Below are 12,680 nucleotides of genomic sequence, written 5' to 3' on the forward strand. Positions count from 1 at the left end.
CGATGTGGCAGATCCGGCCGGCCGGAAGAGTGGGGGACATGAATACGACAACACATTCGAAACGTCCTCTGTCCTGGCCGCTCATCGTCGGTCTGTCCTCTCTGGCGCTGCTGTGGCCGCTGACCGGACTGTGGCCCATCCTCGGTGACGGCGCCGTCCGCGCCCTCATCCTGCTCGGTCTCACCGGAGCGGTGTGGATCGGGACCGTCGGCTTCGCCCGCGTCGCTCGGCCCGTACTCACCCTGACGATCTGCGGCGCGGCGCACGGCTTCCTCACCCTCGCATTCGGCGGACTGCTCGCCGGGACCGGGCTGATCAACAGCGGGCCGGCGGTGTTCATGGCACTCATCCCGAGCCTCGGAATGGGCGCCGGGATCGGCGCCCTCACCGGACTGGCAGCCTACGGAATCCAGGCGATGCTCGGGAGGCGAGAGCAGCGATGAGACGGCGCCCGCACGCCTCTGTCGCTGCCGGGGCCGCTGTCGCGGTGGTCGCCGCGGTCGGGCTGGCTGCCTGCGGAGTGTCGACCACCTCGGTGACGGAGGCCGAGTTCGACAACGAACTGGCCATCCCGCCGTTGGCGGAATCGACGGTCAACGGCGGAGTGCGCACCTTCGACCTCACCGCTGAGAAAGGGTCGACGGAGTTTCCCGGTCAGGACGGACCGACGGAGACCTGGGGATTCAATGGGTCATTTCTCGGGCCCACTCTGCGGGCCGAACGCGGGGAGAAAGTCGCCGTCGACGTTGCGAACGACCTCGACGAACCGACGAGCGTGCACTGGCACGGGATGCATCTGCCGGCGACGATGGACGGCGGTCCGCACCAGATGATCGATCCTGGTCAGTCGTGGAAGCCGCACTGGACGATCGACCAGCAGGCCTCGACCCTGTGGTACCACCCGCATCCACATGGAAAGACCGAGGACCACGTGTACAAGGGGTTGGCCGGGATGGTCATCCTCGACGACGATGCCAGCGCCGACGCGGATCTGCCGGACGAGTACGGCGTCGACGATCTCCCGCTCATCGTCCAGGACAAGTCTTTCGACGATGGTGAGCTCGAGCTCAGCGACGACGGGGCCGAACCGGGGATGCTCGGCGACACCGTCATGGTCAACGGCACCATCGGCGGGGTGCAGGAGGTGACATCGGAGAAGGTGCGGCTGCGCCTGCTCAACGGATCGACGGCGAGGACGTACGCCTTCGAATTCCCCGATCGGTCGATGGATCTCATCGCCGGTGACGGCGGACTCCTCGACGAACCTGCCGAGGTCGATCGGCTGAGGTTGGCACCGGGTGAGCGCGCCGAGGTGGTCGTCGACTTCACCGCAGGTGAGACGGTGCGGATGCGCTCGGCCGAGGTCGACCTCGGCGGGGTGGCGGTGCCGGCGACGATGGGCGGACACGATTCCTTCGACGTTCTCGAATTCCGTGCGGCCGAGACCCTGACGCCAGCTCCCGAACCCGCATGGTCGCCGTCGTCGCATGCTGGGGACGATGCCCTAGTTGAGGCTGAGGCAGCCAAGACCCGCAAGTTCGAACTCGAGGAACGTGAGATCAACGGCGAGCGGATGGACATGAACCGCATCGACGAGGTGGCCTACGTCGGTGACACCGAGGTGTGGGAGGTGCGCAGCAAGCAGCCGATCCCGCACAGCTTCCATATCCATGATGTGCAGTTCGAGGTGCTCTCGGTTGATGGGGAGGCGCCGCCGGTGGAGATGAGCGGAAGGAAGGACACGATCTACCTCGAACCGAATCGCGACTACCGGCTGCTCATGCGATTCGAGGACTTCGCCGACCCGACGATGCCGTATATGTATCACTGCCACATGCTGCTGCACGAGGACGAGGGCATGATGGGCCAGTTCGTCGTCATCGAGCAAGGTCAGGAGGCAGAAGTCGGGGTGCCGGCCGGGCATGACGGGGCCGGGCACGAGCACTGAGGCGGTGACAGTGCTCGTGCGTCATCGACAGAGCGATCACACCGCGGTGTAGCCGCCGTCGATGAGGTAATAGGCGCCGGTGACGAACGAGGCATCGTCGGAGAGCAGGAACGATACGACCTTTGCAACTTCATCGGCGGTGCCCAGGCGGCCGAGAGGGTGCTTGGCCTTGAGTCCTTCAAGCGTTTCGGCGTCCAGGCTCGATTCGAGCAGGGGAGTTGTGATGTAGCCGGGGCCGACTGCGTTGATGCGCAAGCCTTCGGTGCCGTATTCGGCGGCGGCATTCTTCGTGATGCCGACGACGCCGTGCTTGGCTGCGGTGTAAGCGCCGTTGTTGATCGCGGCGACGGTTCCGTGAACCGAAGCCATATTGACGATCGCCGACTCCGCTGCGCCGTTCTCGAGCATGGCCGGGATCTGGAAGCGCATGCCGTAGAGGACGCCGTTGAGGTTGACGTCGATGACCTTGTCCCACGAATCGAGGTCGGTCTCGCCGGCGGGCACCTGCTTGCCGCCGATGCCCGCGTTGTTCACGGCGAAGTTGAGTCCGCCGTAGGTGTCGACGGCGAACTTGACGACCTTCTCCGAGTCCTCCTTCGAGGACGTGTCCTGCCGGATTGCCGAGGCGGTGCCTCCGGCCTCGGTGACCTCACCGGCGACACGCTCGGCTGCCTCGAGGTTGATGTCGGTGATGACGACCTTCGCGCCCTTGGAGGCGAGGTCCTTGGAAATCGCCTCTCCGAGGCCCGATCCGCCTCCGGTGACGAGTGCGACCTTGTTCGTGAAATCTGCCATGGTGGTGACTCTCTTTCTCGAAAATCCTCGGGCCCAGCTGATGTGGCCCTCACCAGGCGTAACGAGGAAGAGTCGGAGAACATTCCGCTGTAAGTCGGCCTGTTCGGTCACACGGGGCATTGATCGAGGCCGGCAACAATGGTTAACTGGTTGCAATCTGCAACTAGATTGATGATCGCTGCGGCTCGAGGGGGAGCGATGGGAAAAGTGGCATGGGGTTTCACCTGTTCGATCGACGGATTCATCGCCGGGCCAGGCCATGACATGTCGTGGCTCTCGGCCTCCGAGCCGAACGCCGAAGGCACCACCGAGGGCATGGCGTCGAAGGTCGCCGTCATCATCTCCGGCCGCCGCGGCTACGACGCGGCCAAGGATCAGGCCGACGAACGCGATGAGCTGACGTCCGAGGCCTACGGGGGAGCCTGGTCGGGGACGGAGATCATCCTCACCCATCGTCCCGAGGAATTGGCCGGGGACGCCTCGGTGACCGCGATGAACTGCACCATCACCGAGGCAGTCGAGAAGGCCCAGCAGATCGCCGGTGACCGTGACATCCAGATCATCAGCGCCGATATTGCCCGGCAGGCACTCGAGGTCGACCTCATCGACGAACTCCAGGTCTACGTCGCGCCGGTCTTCCTCGGCGACGGAGTGCGGATCTTCGATGTTCCCGGCGGACGGCGGGTCGACTGGGAGCTCGAGACGATCGATACGGCGAACGCCCGCAGCTTCGGTCGCACGTACCGACCCAAGAGGTCTAGCCCTCCCGCCGACTGAGGTCCCAAAGGATCCGCAGAGCCTCCTGGTCGAACTCCTCACCGGAATCGACATCCGGTGAACCGCTCCTGACCTCGGCGTGGAGGCGTTCCATCTTCCGGTCGAGTTCGCTGGCCGCGTCGGCCGCCTCGGTGAGTTCGCCGACGAGACGTTCGGGAACGTCGCCGTCGAACTTGTAGTGGATCTTATGTTCGAGGCTCGCCCAGAAGTCCATCGCGATCGTGCGGATCTGCACCTCGCAGATGACCGGGGTCGGCCCGCTGCGGAGGAACACCGGGACCTCGAGGATCGCGTGCAGGCTGCGGTAGCCGTTGGGCTTCGGCTCTGCGATGTAGTCCTTGACCTCGACGAGGCGGACGTCGTTCTGCGCGGTGAGCAGCTCGAGGACGTGATAGGTGTCGGCGATGAAGCTGCAGGTGATGCGGATGCCCGCGATGTCCGTGATCTCCCGCCTGATGATCGCGGTGTCGAGCGGCAGGCCCCGACGGTGGACCTTCTCCAGCAGGCTCCGCGGCGACTTCACGCGAGAGGAGATGTGTTCGATCGGGTTGTAGCTGCGCGTGTGGACGGACTCCTCGCGCAGGATCGAGATCTTCGTGAGCACCTCGTCGATGACGAAGCGGTGGTGCATGATCAGCTGTGAGAAATCCAGGCGCAGCTGACGGATGCTTTCGATCTGCTGTGGTGTCAGGGCGGTCTCTGCTGGCGTCATCTCTTTCCGGATCTCCATTGTGGCCTCAGTGTATCGGCGGAACATCTGTTCTGTGTCAGTGCCGAGGAGTACCGTTTTGGCATGTGCAGAAACATCAGGACCCTCCATAATTTCGAACCTGCCGCCACCTCCGACGAAGTCCACGCCGCCGCACTGCAGTATGTGCGCAAGATCGCCGGCACGACGAAGCCCTCGCAGGCCAATGCTGAGGTCTTCGACGCTGCTGTCGAGGAGATCGCCCACACCACCCAGCACCTCCTCGATGCGCTGGTGACGAACGCGCCGCCGAAGAATCGAGAGGAGGAAGCGGAGAAGCGGCGAGCCAGATTCGCGGCTCGCGCATGACGATCGCCGGACTTGTCCTCGCTGGCCTCGCCGCCGCCCTGCACGTCTTCATCTTCTACATGGAGTCCGTCGCCTGGACGAGTCCACGTGCCCGCGCCACGTTCGGCACGACCGAGGCCGAGGCCGTGGCGACGAAGTCCCTGGCTTTCAACCAGGGCTTCTACAACCTCTTCTTGGCCCTCGCTGTGTTCATCGGCCTCATCGTCTTCGGTGCAGGCTCTGCCGCGGTCGGTCTCACCCTCGTCTTCGTCGGGGCAGGATCGATGCTCGCCGCAGCGCTGGTGCTCGCACTCTCAAGCCGTGAGCTGCTCGCCTCCGCGCTCAAACAGGGCACGCTGCCGTTGTTCGGTGTGGTCTGCCTACTCGTCGGTGTGCTGGTCTGAGTCGCAGCGATCTGACTCAGCCGGCGAATCGATGATCGGCGGTAAGGTCCTGCGTGATCCTCGCCGAGGCGGTCCGCAGGACCCGCATGATCGCGGGCACGCCTTTACGGTGCTCCGAATCGATGACGACGCCGAGCCCGGCGATCGCCGCCCCGCCGGCGTCGAAGACAGGAACCGTGATTCCTGTCGTGCCCTCATCGATATGGCCGGAGAGCTCCGCGAAATGGTGAGACCGGATGGAAGTGAACATCTTGCGCAGAGCTGCAGGATCCGTTGTCGTCTTCTCCGTGATGGCAGACAGCGGCCCCCGCAGATACGCCTCACGCACATGTTTGGGCGCATAAGCCAAGAGCACGAGTCCACAGGACGACGCATGAGCCGGCAGTCGACCGGCGGTCTTCGACCGGTGGATGACCGCATTCGGCGCCGACATGCGCTCGATGATGAGCACCTCGCGTTCCCGCAGGATGCCCAACTGCGTGTTCTCACCGACGAACTCGTGTACACCCATCATGTGCGGCCTGGCCACCGAAGCCAGATCGACGGCATCGGAGGCGCGGTTCGACAGCTCCCACATCCCGACGCCGATCCGGATGCGGCCGTTGGGGTCGCGCTGGAGCAGATCGTGACGCATCATCTCACCGATGAGTCGGTAGGCCGTCGACTTCGGCAGTTCGGCACGCTCGGCGATCTCGTCGGTGCTCAGGCTCTGATGGTCCGGGTCGAAGGATGCGAGCACGCGCACGAGCCGATCGATCATCGAGTCGCCGGAAGGAGAGTTCGCCATGCCTCGGATTCTAGCGGTTCTCCATCGAAATTCTCAATGAATGGGAGCGTTGTGGCTTCGGGTGGTGCGGGTCACTACTCTGACGAGAGGTGCACCACAGTCCTCCGTCGACTGTGCCCGCAGATCGGTTCGTTGCACGGAACCACAGACATGACCCGCCCCGACAAAGAAGTGAGGACAGACAATGACTGATTTCCTGGGAACCGACTGGCACGAGAAGATCTTCACCGGCACCTGGGCCGCCGGCTCAGGAGAGACCTACGACGTCATCGAACCGGCCACCGGTGAGACCCTCGGCCGCCTCGGTGCCGCCAGCGCCGACGACGTCACCGCCGCCGCCACGCGAGCCGCCGCTGCACAGAAGGATTGGGCAAGGACCACCCCGGCCGAACGGGCCGCAGTGCTGCGCCGCGCCGGTGCTCTGTGGGCCGAACACGCCGAAGAGCTCTCCGGATGGATCATCCGCGAAGCCGGCTCCATCCCACCGAAGGCCGCACTTGAGATCTCCTCCGCCGAAGCCATCTGCTTCGAATCCTCCGCCTTGCCCAGCCACCCCAAGGGGCAGGTGCTCACCTCGAACGAACCCCGCTGGTCCTTCGCCCGCCGAGTGCCCGCCGGAGTCGTCTCCGTCATCGCCCCGTTCAACTTCCCCCTCATCCTCGCTATGCGCTCCGTCGCCCCGGCCCTGGCATTGGGCAACGCGGTCCTGCTCAAGCCGGACCCGCGCACCGCCGTGTGCGCCGGAGTGGCGATCGCGAAGGTCTTCGCCGAGGCGGGACTGCCCGAAGGACTGCTCCAGGTCCTGCCCGGCGGCCTCGACGCCGGTGAAGCCGTCGTCGCCGCACCCGAGGTCTCCGTCATCTCGTTCACCGGCTCCACCGCGGCCGGACGCAAGGTCGGCGAAGCCGCCGGTCGCCTCCTCAAGCGCTGCCACCTCGAGCTCGGGGGCAACAATGCGCTCGTCGTCCTTCCCGGAGCCGAGGTCGGTCCCGCCACCTCGGCGGGGGCCTTCGGATCGTGGATGCACCAAGGCCAGATCTGCATGACCACAGGCCGCCACCTCGTCCACGAATCCATCTACGACGAATACGTCGAACAACTGGCCGAACGCGCCCGCAATCTGCCGGTGGGCAACCCCGCCACCGAGGAGGTCGCGATCGGACCGATCATCGACGAGAAACAGCGCACCCACGTCCGCGACATCCTCGACAAAGCCACCGCCGACGGTGCCACGCTCGTCGCCGGAGGACCGGGCGAAGGCGCCTTCGTCCCACCCACGGTGCTCACCGACCTCAGCCCTTCGAACCCCGCCTGGGCGCAGGAGATCTTCGGCCCCGTCGCCCCGGTGGCCCGTTTCTCCACCCTCGACGAAGCCGCCGAGATGGTCAACGCCAGCGAATACGGTCTCTCTTTGGGCATCCTCGGCGATGTGGGTCTGGCCATGGACCTTGCCGATCTCGTCGACACCGGCAAGATCCACATCAACGAACAGACCGTTTCCGACGAGGCCAACGTCCCCTTCGGTGGCATGAAGGACTCCGGCAACGGATCCCGTTTCGGTGGAGCCGAAGCCAACATCGAAGCCTTCACCGAAACCCAATGGGTGACGATGCGCTCGTCCATCGCGCCTTACCCGTTCTGACCTGCACGACAACACCCCGGAGACACCGATGTCCGCAACCACCCCATCTGCATCCACGACCGGTTCCGCCTCGGCGGGCCGCTGGCCGGCCGTCCTGTGCTGGCTGGCTGTCGCTTTGGAGGGCTTCGACCTCGTCGTCCTCGGCGCGGTCATCCCTGAGTTGCTGGCCACCGAGGCCCTCGGATTCACCCCCGAGGCGGCCACAATGGTGGCCACGCTCAGCCTCGTGGGCGTCGGCCTCGGCGCCGTATCCGTCGGCCCCGTCGTCGACCGGATCGGACGACGGTGGGCGATCATCGGCTGCGTCATCGGCTTCAGCGTCTTCACTCTGCTCGTCGCGTTCGCTCCGAACGTCGCACTGTTCACCACCTACCGGTTCATCGCCGGACTGTTCCTCGGTGCCGTGATGCCCAGCGCTCTCGCCTACATCAGCGAGTACAACAAGTCGGGTAAGACCGGAAAGGCCACGACGCTGACGATGACCGGCTACCATGCCGGCGCCGTCGCGATCTCCCTGCTGGCCGTCGCCTACTCCCACAATTGGCACCTGCTCTTCCTCGCCGGCGGAATCGCCGGCCTCGTCATGGTGCCCCTCCTGATCTGGAAGCTGCCCGAATCCGAAGTCTTCCTCATCGCTCAGGAACTCAAACGCAACCCCGCTGCCGCGGAAGCGGTGGATGCCGACGCTGCTGATCCGTCCGGCACCGTCGACGCGCAGGCGAAGACAGGAATGGCGGGACTTTTCGAGGGCAAGCTGGCGCTGGTGACCATCGGCGTGTGGGCAGCGAGCTTCATGGGACTCCTGTTGGTCTACGGACTCAACACCTGGCTGCCGAAGATCATGGCCGACGCCGGCTACGAGGTCTCGGACTCGCTGGTCATGCTCTTCGTCATGAACATCGGCGCCGTCGTCGGACTCGTCCTGGCCGGCTGGATGGCCGATAAGCACGGGACGAAGAAGATCGTGCTCATGTGGTTCGTCCTCGCAGCCATCTTCCTCGCCGCACTGTCGATTCCGATGACCAGCCAGGTGCTGCTCAACATCGCGGTATTCATCACCGGAGTCTTCGTCTTCTCCGCCCAGGTGCTCGTCTACGCCTTCGTCTCGGCCATCTACCCGGCTCAGGCCCGCGGCACCGCGCTGGGCATGGCTTCGGGCATCGGGCGAATCGGTGCCATCGTCGGTCCGTTCATCACCGGTGCCCTCGTCACCGCGGGCATCGCCTACCCGTGGGGCTTCTACCTCTTCGCCGTCGTGGCAGTCCTCGGGTTCGCTGCCATGGCGATCGTGCCGAAGTCGCTACGCTGAAAGCATGACTCGGTGGATCGATGCCACGTTCGTTCGCGGCGGCACAAGCAAGGGACTGTTCTTCAGCGAATCCGCGCTGCCGTCGCTGAGTCCCGACGGGGACACGGCGGAGTGGGACACGATCTTCTGCCAGGCGATGGGCTCGCCCGATCCGTTCGGCCGTCAGCTCGATGGAATGGGCGGGGGAATCTCCTCGCTGTCGAAGATCGTCGTCGTGGCCGCCTCGGCGAGGGATGGGGTCGACCTCGACTACACGTTCGGTCAGGTCTCCGTCACCGAGGCGGCCGTCGACTATTCCGGCAACTGCGGAAATCTGTCGTCCGGGGTCGTGCCCTTCGCCTTGTCGGCCGGGCTGATCTCCGCAGCCGATGGATGGCATGTCTTCCGGCTGTTCAATACGAACACGCAGAAACTCGTCGACGTCGGCCTCGGCGTCGTCGATGGGCAGGCCGACGTTACGGGAGATCTGGTGCTGCCCGGAGTCAGCGGAACGGGCGCACCGCTCGAACTCATCTACCCCGACCCGGCCGGCAGCCGCACCGCCGGACTCCTACCGACGGGGAAGGCAGCCGAGTCCATCACTGCCGGTGGGGCGATGTTCGAGGTCAGCCTCGTCGACGCCACCCTGCCCGTCGTCATCGTCCCGGGTGCTGCGATCGGACTCAAGGGCACCGAATCTCCGGAGGAGATCGACGCGAACAAGCACGCGATGGGCATGATCGCGGAGCTGCGCCGCAACGCCGCTGTGCGGATGGGGCTGTGTGAGTCACCGGAGGAAGCGCCGGACGTCGTGCCGAAGGTCGCCGTGGTCACCGCCCCACAGCCCACCCGACTGCTCGACGGAACGACCCTGGCCGCCGAGGAGGCCGACCTGCTCGTGCGAATGATCTCCATGGGGCAGACGCACAAAGCCGTGCCCGGAACCGGAGCCATGTGCCTGGCCGCGGCCGCGCAGATCCCGGACACGATCATCAACCGCATCATCCGACGCTCCAGGCCCGGGTCCGACACCGGGGACGAAGACAAAAATGTCGGGCCGGAAGTGCGGCTGGCCACCCCTTCGGGCGTCGTCACGGCCGGTGCCGTCTTCGACGCGGACACGGTGACGGCCGCCTCCCTCTTTCGCACGGCACGAGTGCTCATGCGGGGGCAGGTGGCCGTCACCGACTAAGCGTCACCAACCGTTGTGGCGACCGTTCTTCCCGGCGTTCTTGCCTCCAGGGTGATCACCGTCGCGGCTGCCCCAATGGTTGCCGTTCTTGCCACCGTTCTTCCCCGCGTTCTTTCCGCCGGGGTGGTCGCTCGAACCGTCGGCGTCGGCGTTTTCCGCAGCGTCTGCTCCGGCGTCGTCGTCCCCGCCTTCATCTGAGGAGTCGAAGAGGCCGACGACGACCGGATCATGGTCGGAAGCCCGGAACTGGTCCGGAGCGAAGAGGTCGCTGACGTTGTAGTTGAAGCGGCTGTATTCGAGCGCCAGGGACTCGACCGAGTTGATGTTCCAGACATCGGCCCCGGTGACGGAGCCGAAGGCCGTTGCCTCCGTGCCTGCACCGTCGGCTTCGTCCGAGGCGTCGAGGGCGAGGACATGATCGAGGCTGCCTGTGCGCGAACCGAAGACATACGTGGATTCGTCCGTCTTCTCCGCCGCGATGTCCTTGTATCCGGCCTCGTAGAAGACCTGCATCGGGTCCTCCTGAGTGTAGGAGTTGAAATCGCCGAGGAGGTAGACCAGGTCGCTGTTCGCTGCCTCCTGTTGGTCACCGGCAAACCCGACGAGCGCTTCGGCCTGCTTCACGCGATCGGCGTTCGACGCGCCCTGACCGTCACCGGAGTCCTCGTTGCCCGGACCTGACCCGGATCCCTTGGACTTGAAGTGGTTGGAGATCGTCACGAAGGTCTTGTCCTTTTCGATCTCACCGGTACCGTCCTTCGGGGCGAACGCCTGGGACAGGGGTTCGCGGGCATTGGAGAACGCATCCTGGTCGTCAAGGATCGTGGAATCGTTCTGCGGGGCCACCTCGGCGGGTTGGTAGATCAGGGCCGTGCGGATGACATCCTCATCGGAAGGAACGGCGGAAGGGGAGTCGACGAAGTCCCATTTCTCGGTTCCGGCGGCCTCGTTGAGGCGCTTGACCAGGGTCGCCAGCGCGTCGTCGCGGTCCTTGCCGAACGCGGCGGAATTCTCGATCTCCATGAGCGAGACCACCGAAGCGTCGAGCTTGTTGATCGCGGTGACGATCTTCGTCTCCTGACGCTTGAGACTCTCCGCATTCGCGGCACCGCGGGCATCGCAGCCGCCGCGGACGGTGATGTGGTTGCCCTCGCGGTCGTCGTAGTACTGGCAGCCAGAGAGCTGGTCACCGGTGGTGGTGAAGTAGTTGAGGACGTTGAAGCTGGCGAGGCTGACCTGCCCGCCGACGGACTCGGGAGCCTCGGTGCGAGTGTCGGTGAAAGTGGTCGGCTGGACCGCCTCGGCGTTGTCACCGGTCAGACGGGTCGTCGGCTGGAATCGCCACTTCTCGTGATCGAAGCCGAGCACGACCGGGGAGGTGAAGTTCGCCTGCGCACCGACGCGGACCGGGTCCTCTTTGCTGAGGTAGGGCAGGGGGATGTCCTTGTCGGCCTTGAGGAAGTTCACGGTGGCGCCGTCGTCGAGGACGACCTCACGGTCGAGGTTCTCGGCTTCCAGAGCCTTTGCCTCGGGGGTGCCGGGGCGGTGAACGTCGGTGGGTTGGTCGAGCGTGCCCTCACCGGTGGCGAGGACGACCTCGCCGTACGTATTCGTGTTGTAGTTGTCGGCCACGGTCAGCGATTCGCTCGGCTGCAGGAGCATGCCTTCGAGGGATTCGCGCTTCTCATCTCCTGCAGGAAAGGCGTCTTCGACGGGTTTGACCGCCTCGGCGGGTTCGTCGACCGTTTTGAGACCGGACGCGGATACGGAGATCTGGGTCTGACCGTAGTGTTCGGATACGGTGCCGGTGACCTCGACATGGTCGTCGATGCTGATATCGGCGACGGTGTCGGGGGAGTAGACGAAGATGCCGTCGGATGCTGCACCGTCGGCACGGTCGGCTCCGCCGGTGCCCGGGGTCTGGATGTAGTAGCCGTTCAGCCCGCCCTCGGGGTAGGCGGCGGTGACGACACCGCGGGTGGTCACGGTCTTGCCTTGGATGGGGCTGGCGTCGCCCGTGCCCTGGATGTCGGCGATCGGCGTGACGCCTTCGGGAGTTTCGCCGTCGTCGCCATCGTCGTCGCTGCCTTCTCCGCCGTCGCTGCTGTCGGGCAGGGCGTCCGGGGTGGGGGCTGCCGACTTCCATGCGTCGCCGGTGAGCTGGATCGACTGGCCGCCGGCGGCAGTCGCACCGGTCGGTTCGGCTTCCTGGCCGATGACGAGCGCGGGGGTGAAGGTGTTCTTCGTGCCGGTGACGCCCTTGCCGTCGACGACGCCGCCGATCTGCTGGAAGTCGACCAGCTCGCCGTCATCGTCGATGACGAAGGCGCTCGAGCCGTACTCGCCGTCGGTGGCCGAACCGGCCTTGACGGAGTTCGTGATCGACACGTCGATCGCGACGGCACCGGAATCGCCGACCGTCGTGTCCTCGGGCACGGTGACGGTGTTCTCCTGCGCCTGGACGCTGCCGCCGCGTGTCACCGAACCGAAGGTCCACCCGGAGATGTCGGTGCCGGGGTCGGCGGCGACTTCGATGAAGTCGGTCGCGAGGGTGTAGGCGATTTCGGAGATGTGGATGTCGCTGTCTGCGGCGGCATCTGCTGCGGCTGCCGGTGCGAGGGGGAGGGCCAGGCCCGCGACGAGACTGAGCGCCGCGGCGGAAGAGAGGGTGGTCGTGACTTTCATGGGAGCCTTTCGGGCGGATGAGCGGCTGTGCGCACCGTGACGATCACGTGGGCAGTCCCTTGCACCCTAGCGGCTCACTCATCGACGACAGCGGCGAAGATGTGAACAACTTGTGAACAGTCGAAC

General features: G+C 65.3%; 12 protein-coding genes. 8 read left to right on the forward strand and 4 right to left on the reverse strand.

Annotated features, from left to right (window positions below; translation table 11 throughout):
* The first annotated feature begins 38 nt into the window (after positions 1-38).
* Positions 39-443 (forward strand): hypothetical protein, encoded by a 405-nt coding sequence (locus AC239G_RS04210; protein ID WP_487489874.1) that lies wholly within the window; start codon positions 39-41, stop codon positions 441-443.
* Positions 440-1,948 (forward strand): multicopper oxidase family protein, encoded by a 1,509-nt coding sequence (locus AC239G_RS04215; RefSeq protein WP_482401479.1) that lies wholly within the window; start codon positions 440-442, stop codon positions 1,946-1,948. Before AC239G_RS04210 ends, AC239G_RS04215 begins: the two co-directional genes overlap by 4 nt.
* A gap of 36 nt (positions 1,949-1,984) precedes the next feature.
* Here AC239G_RS04215 and AC239G_RS04220 read toward each other — a convergent pair whose 3' ends face one another.
* On the reverse strand, positions 1,985-2,743 hold the full coding sequence (locus tag AC239G_RS04220; protein WP_482401480.1) for an SDR family NAD(P)-dependent oxidoreductase: 759 nt from the start codon (positions 2,741-2,743) through the stop codon (positions 1,985-1,987).
* 198 nt (positions 2,744-2,941) lie between these two features.
* Here AC239G_RS04220 and AC239G_RS04225 point away from each other — a divergent pair, with 198 nt between their 5' ends.
* A complete protein-coding gene (locus AC239G_RS04225; protein WP_139469242.1) occupies positions 2,942-3,520 on the forward strand; it encodes a dihydrofolate reductase family protein in 579 nt (192 codons plus the stop codon).
* On the opposite strand, the gene AC239G_RS04230 is transcribed toward AC239G_RS04225, so the two are convergent.
* Complete coding sequence (locus AC239G_RS04230; RefSeq protein WP_487489875.1) at positions 3,501-4,250, reverse strand: GTP pyrophosphokinase; 750 nt, start codon at positions 4,248-4,250, stop codon at positions 3,501-3,503. The two genes, AC239G_RS04225 and AC239G_RS04230, sit on opposite strands and share 20 nt — an antisense overlap.
* Before the next feature lie 63 nt (positions 4,251-4,313).
* Between AC239G_RS04230 and AC239G_RS04235 the strand changes: the two genes are divergently transcribed.
* Positions 4,314-4,577: a DUF2277 domain-containing protein gene (locus AC239G_RS04235; RefSeq protein WP_487489876.1), complete on the forward strand. Its 264-nt coding sequence runs from the start codon at positions 4,314-4,316 to the stop codon at positions 4,575-4,577.
* Complete coding sequence (locus AC239G_RS04240; protein ID WP_487489877.1) at positions 4,574-4,960, forward strand: DUF1304 domain-containing protein; 387 nt, start codon at positions 4,574-4,576, stop codon at positions 4,958-4,960. The genes AC239G_RS04235 and AC239G_RS04240 overlap by 4 nt, the downstream gene beginning before the upstream one ends.
* 16 nt (positions 4,961-4,976) lie before the next feature.
* On the opposite strand, the gene AC239G_RS04245 is transcribed toward AC239G_RS04240, so the two are convergent.
* Positions 4,977-5,747, reverse strand: a complete 771-nt coding sequence (locus AC239G_RS04245) for an IclR family transcriptional regulator (protein WP_039207955.1) — start codon at positions 5,745-5,747, stop codon at positions 4,977-4,979.
* A gap of 184 nt (positions 5,748-5,931) precedes the next feature.
* On the opposite strand from AC239G_RS04245, the gene AC239G_RS04250 reads away from it, so the two are divergent.
* From AC239G_RS04250 to AC239G_RS04260, 3 genes are read left to right on the forward strand one after another with little or no spacing between them, the layout of a single operon-like run.
* Complete coding sequence (locus AC239G_RS04250) at positions 5,932-7,389, forward strand: benzaldehyde dehydrogenase (protein ID WP_487489878.1); 1,458 nt, start codon at positions 5,932-5,934, stop codon at positions 7,387-7,389.
* Positions 7,390-7,417: 28 nt separating this feature from the next.
* On the forward strand, positions 7,418-8,698 hold the full coding sequence (locus AC239G_RS04255) for an MFS transporter (protein ID WP_487489879.1): 1,281 nt from the start codon (positions 7,418-7,420) through the stop codon (positions 8,696-8,698).
* Positions 8,699-8,702: 4 nt separating this feature from the next.
* A complete protein-coding gene (locus AC239G_RS04260; protein ID WP_434593949.1) occupies positions 8,703-9,869 on the forward strand; it encodes a PrpF domain-containing protein in 1,167 nt (388 codons plus the stop codon).
* A gap of 3 nt (positions 9,870-9,872) precedes the next feature.
* Here AC239G_RS04260 and AC239G_RS04265 read toward each other — a convergent pair whose 3' ends face one another.
* Entirely contained in the window at positions 9,873-12,554 is a 2,682-nt protein-coding gene (locus tag AC239G_RS04265; RefSeq protein ID WP_487489880.1) for an ExeM/NucH family extracellular endonuclease, read from the reverse strand.
* Positions 12,555-12,680: the final 126 nt, after the last annotated feature.

It is taken from the genome of Brevibacterium sp. Lmc1 (genome assembly GCF_057654315.1).

Coding starts and splice junctions, on each gene's coding strand:
- AC239G_RS04210 (WP_487489874.1), top strand. CDS start 39: ATGAATACGACAACACATTCGAAACGTCCTCTGTCCTGGCCGCTCATC.
- AC239G_RS04215 (WP_482401479.1), top strand. CDS start 440: ATGAGACGGCGCCCGCACGCCTCTGTCGCTGCCGGGGCCGCTGTCGCG.
- AC239G_RS04220 (WP_482401480.1), bottom strand. CDS start 2,743: ATGGCAGATTTCACGAACAAGGTCGCACTCGTCACCGGAGGCGGATCG.
- AC239G_RS04225 (WP_139469242.1), top strand. CDS start 2,942: ATGGGAAAAGTGGCATGGGGTTTCACCTGTTCGATCGACGGATTCATC.
- AC239G_RS04230 (WP_487489875.1), bottom strand. CDS start 4,250: ATGGAGATCCGGAAAGAGATGACGCCAGCAGAGACCGCCCTGACACCA.
- AC239G_RS04235 (WP_487489876.1), top strand. CDS start 4,314: ATGTGCAGAAACATCAGGACCCTCCATAATTTCGAACCTGCCGCCACC.
- AC239G_RS04240 (WP_487489877.1), top strand. CDS start 4,574: ATGACGATCGCCGGACTTGTCCTCGCTGGCCTCGCCGCCGCCCTGCAC.
- AC239G_RS04245 (WP_039207955.1), bottom strand. CDS start 5,747: ATGGCGAACTCTCCTTCCGGCGACTCGATGATCGATCGGCTCGTGCGC.
- AC239G_RS04250 (WP_487489878.1), top strand. CDS start 5,932: ATGACTGATTTCCTGGGAACCGACTGGCACGAGAAGATCTTCACCGGC.
- AC239G_RS04255 (WP_487489879.1), top strand. CDS start 7,418: ATGTCCGCAACCACCCCATCTGCATCCACGACCGGTTCCGCCTCGGCG.
- AC239G_RS04260 (WP_434593949.1), top strand. CDS start 8,703: ATGACTCGGTGGATCGATGCCACGTTCGTTCGCGGCGGCACAAGCAAG.
- AC239G_RS04265 (WP_487489880.1), bottom strand. CDS start 12,554: ATGAAAGTCACGACCACCCTCTCTTCCGCCGCGGCGCTCAGTCTCGTC.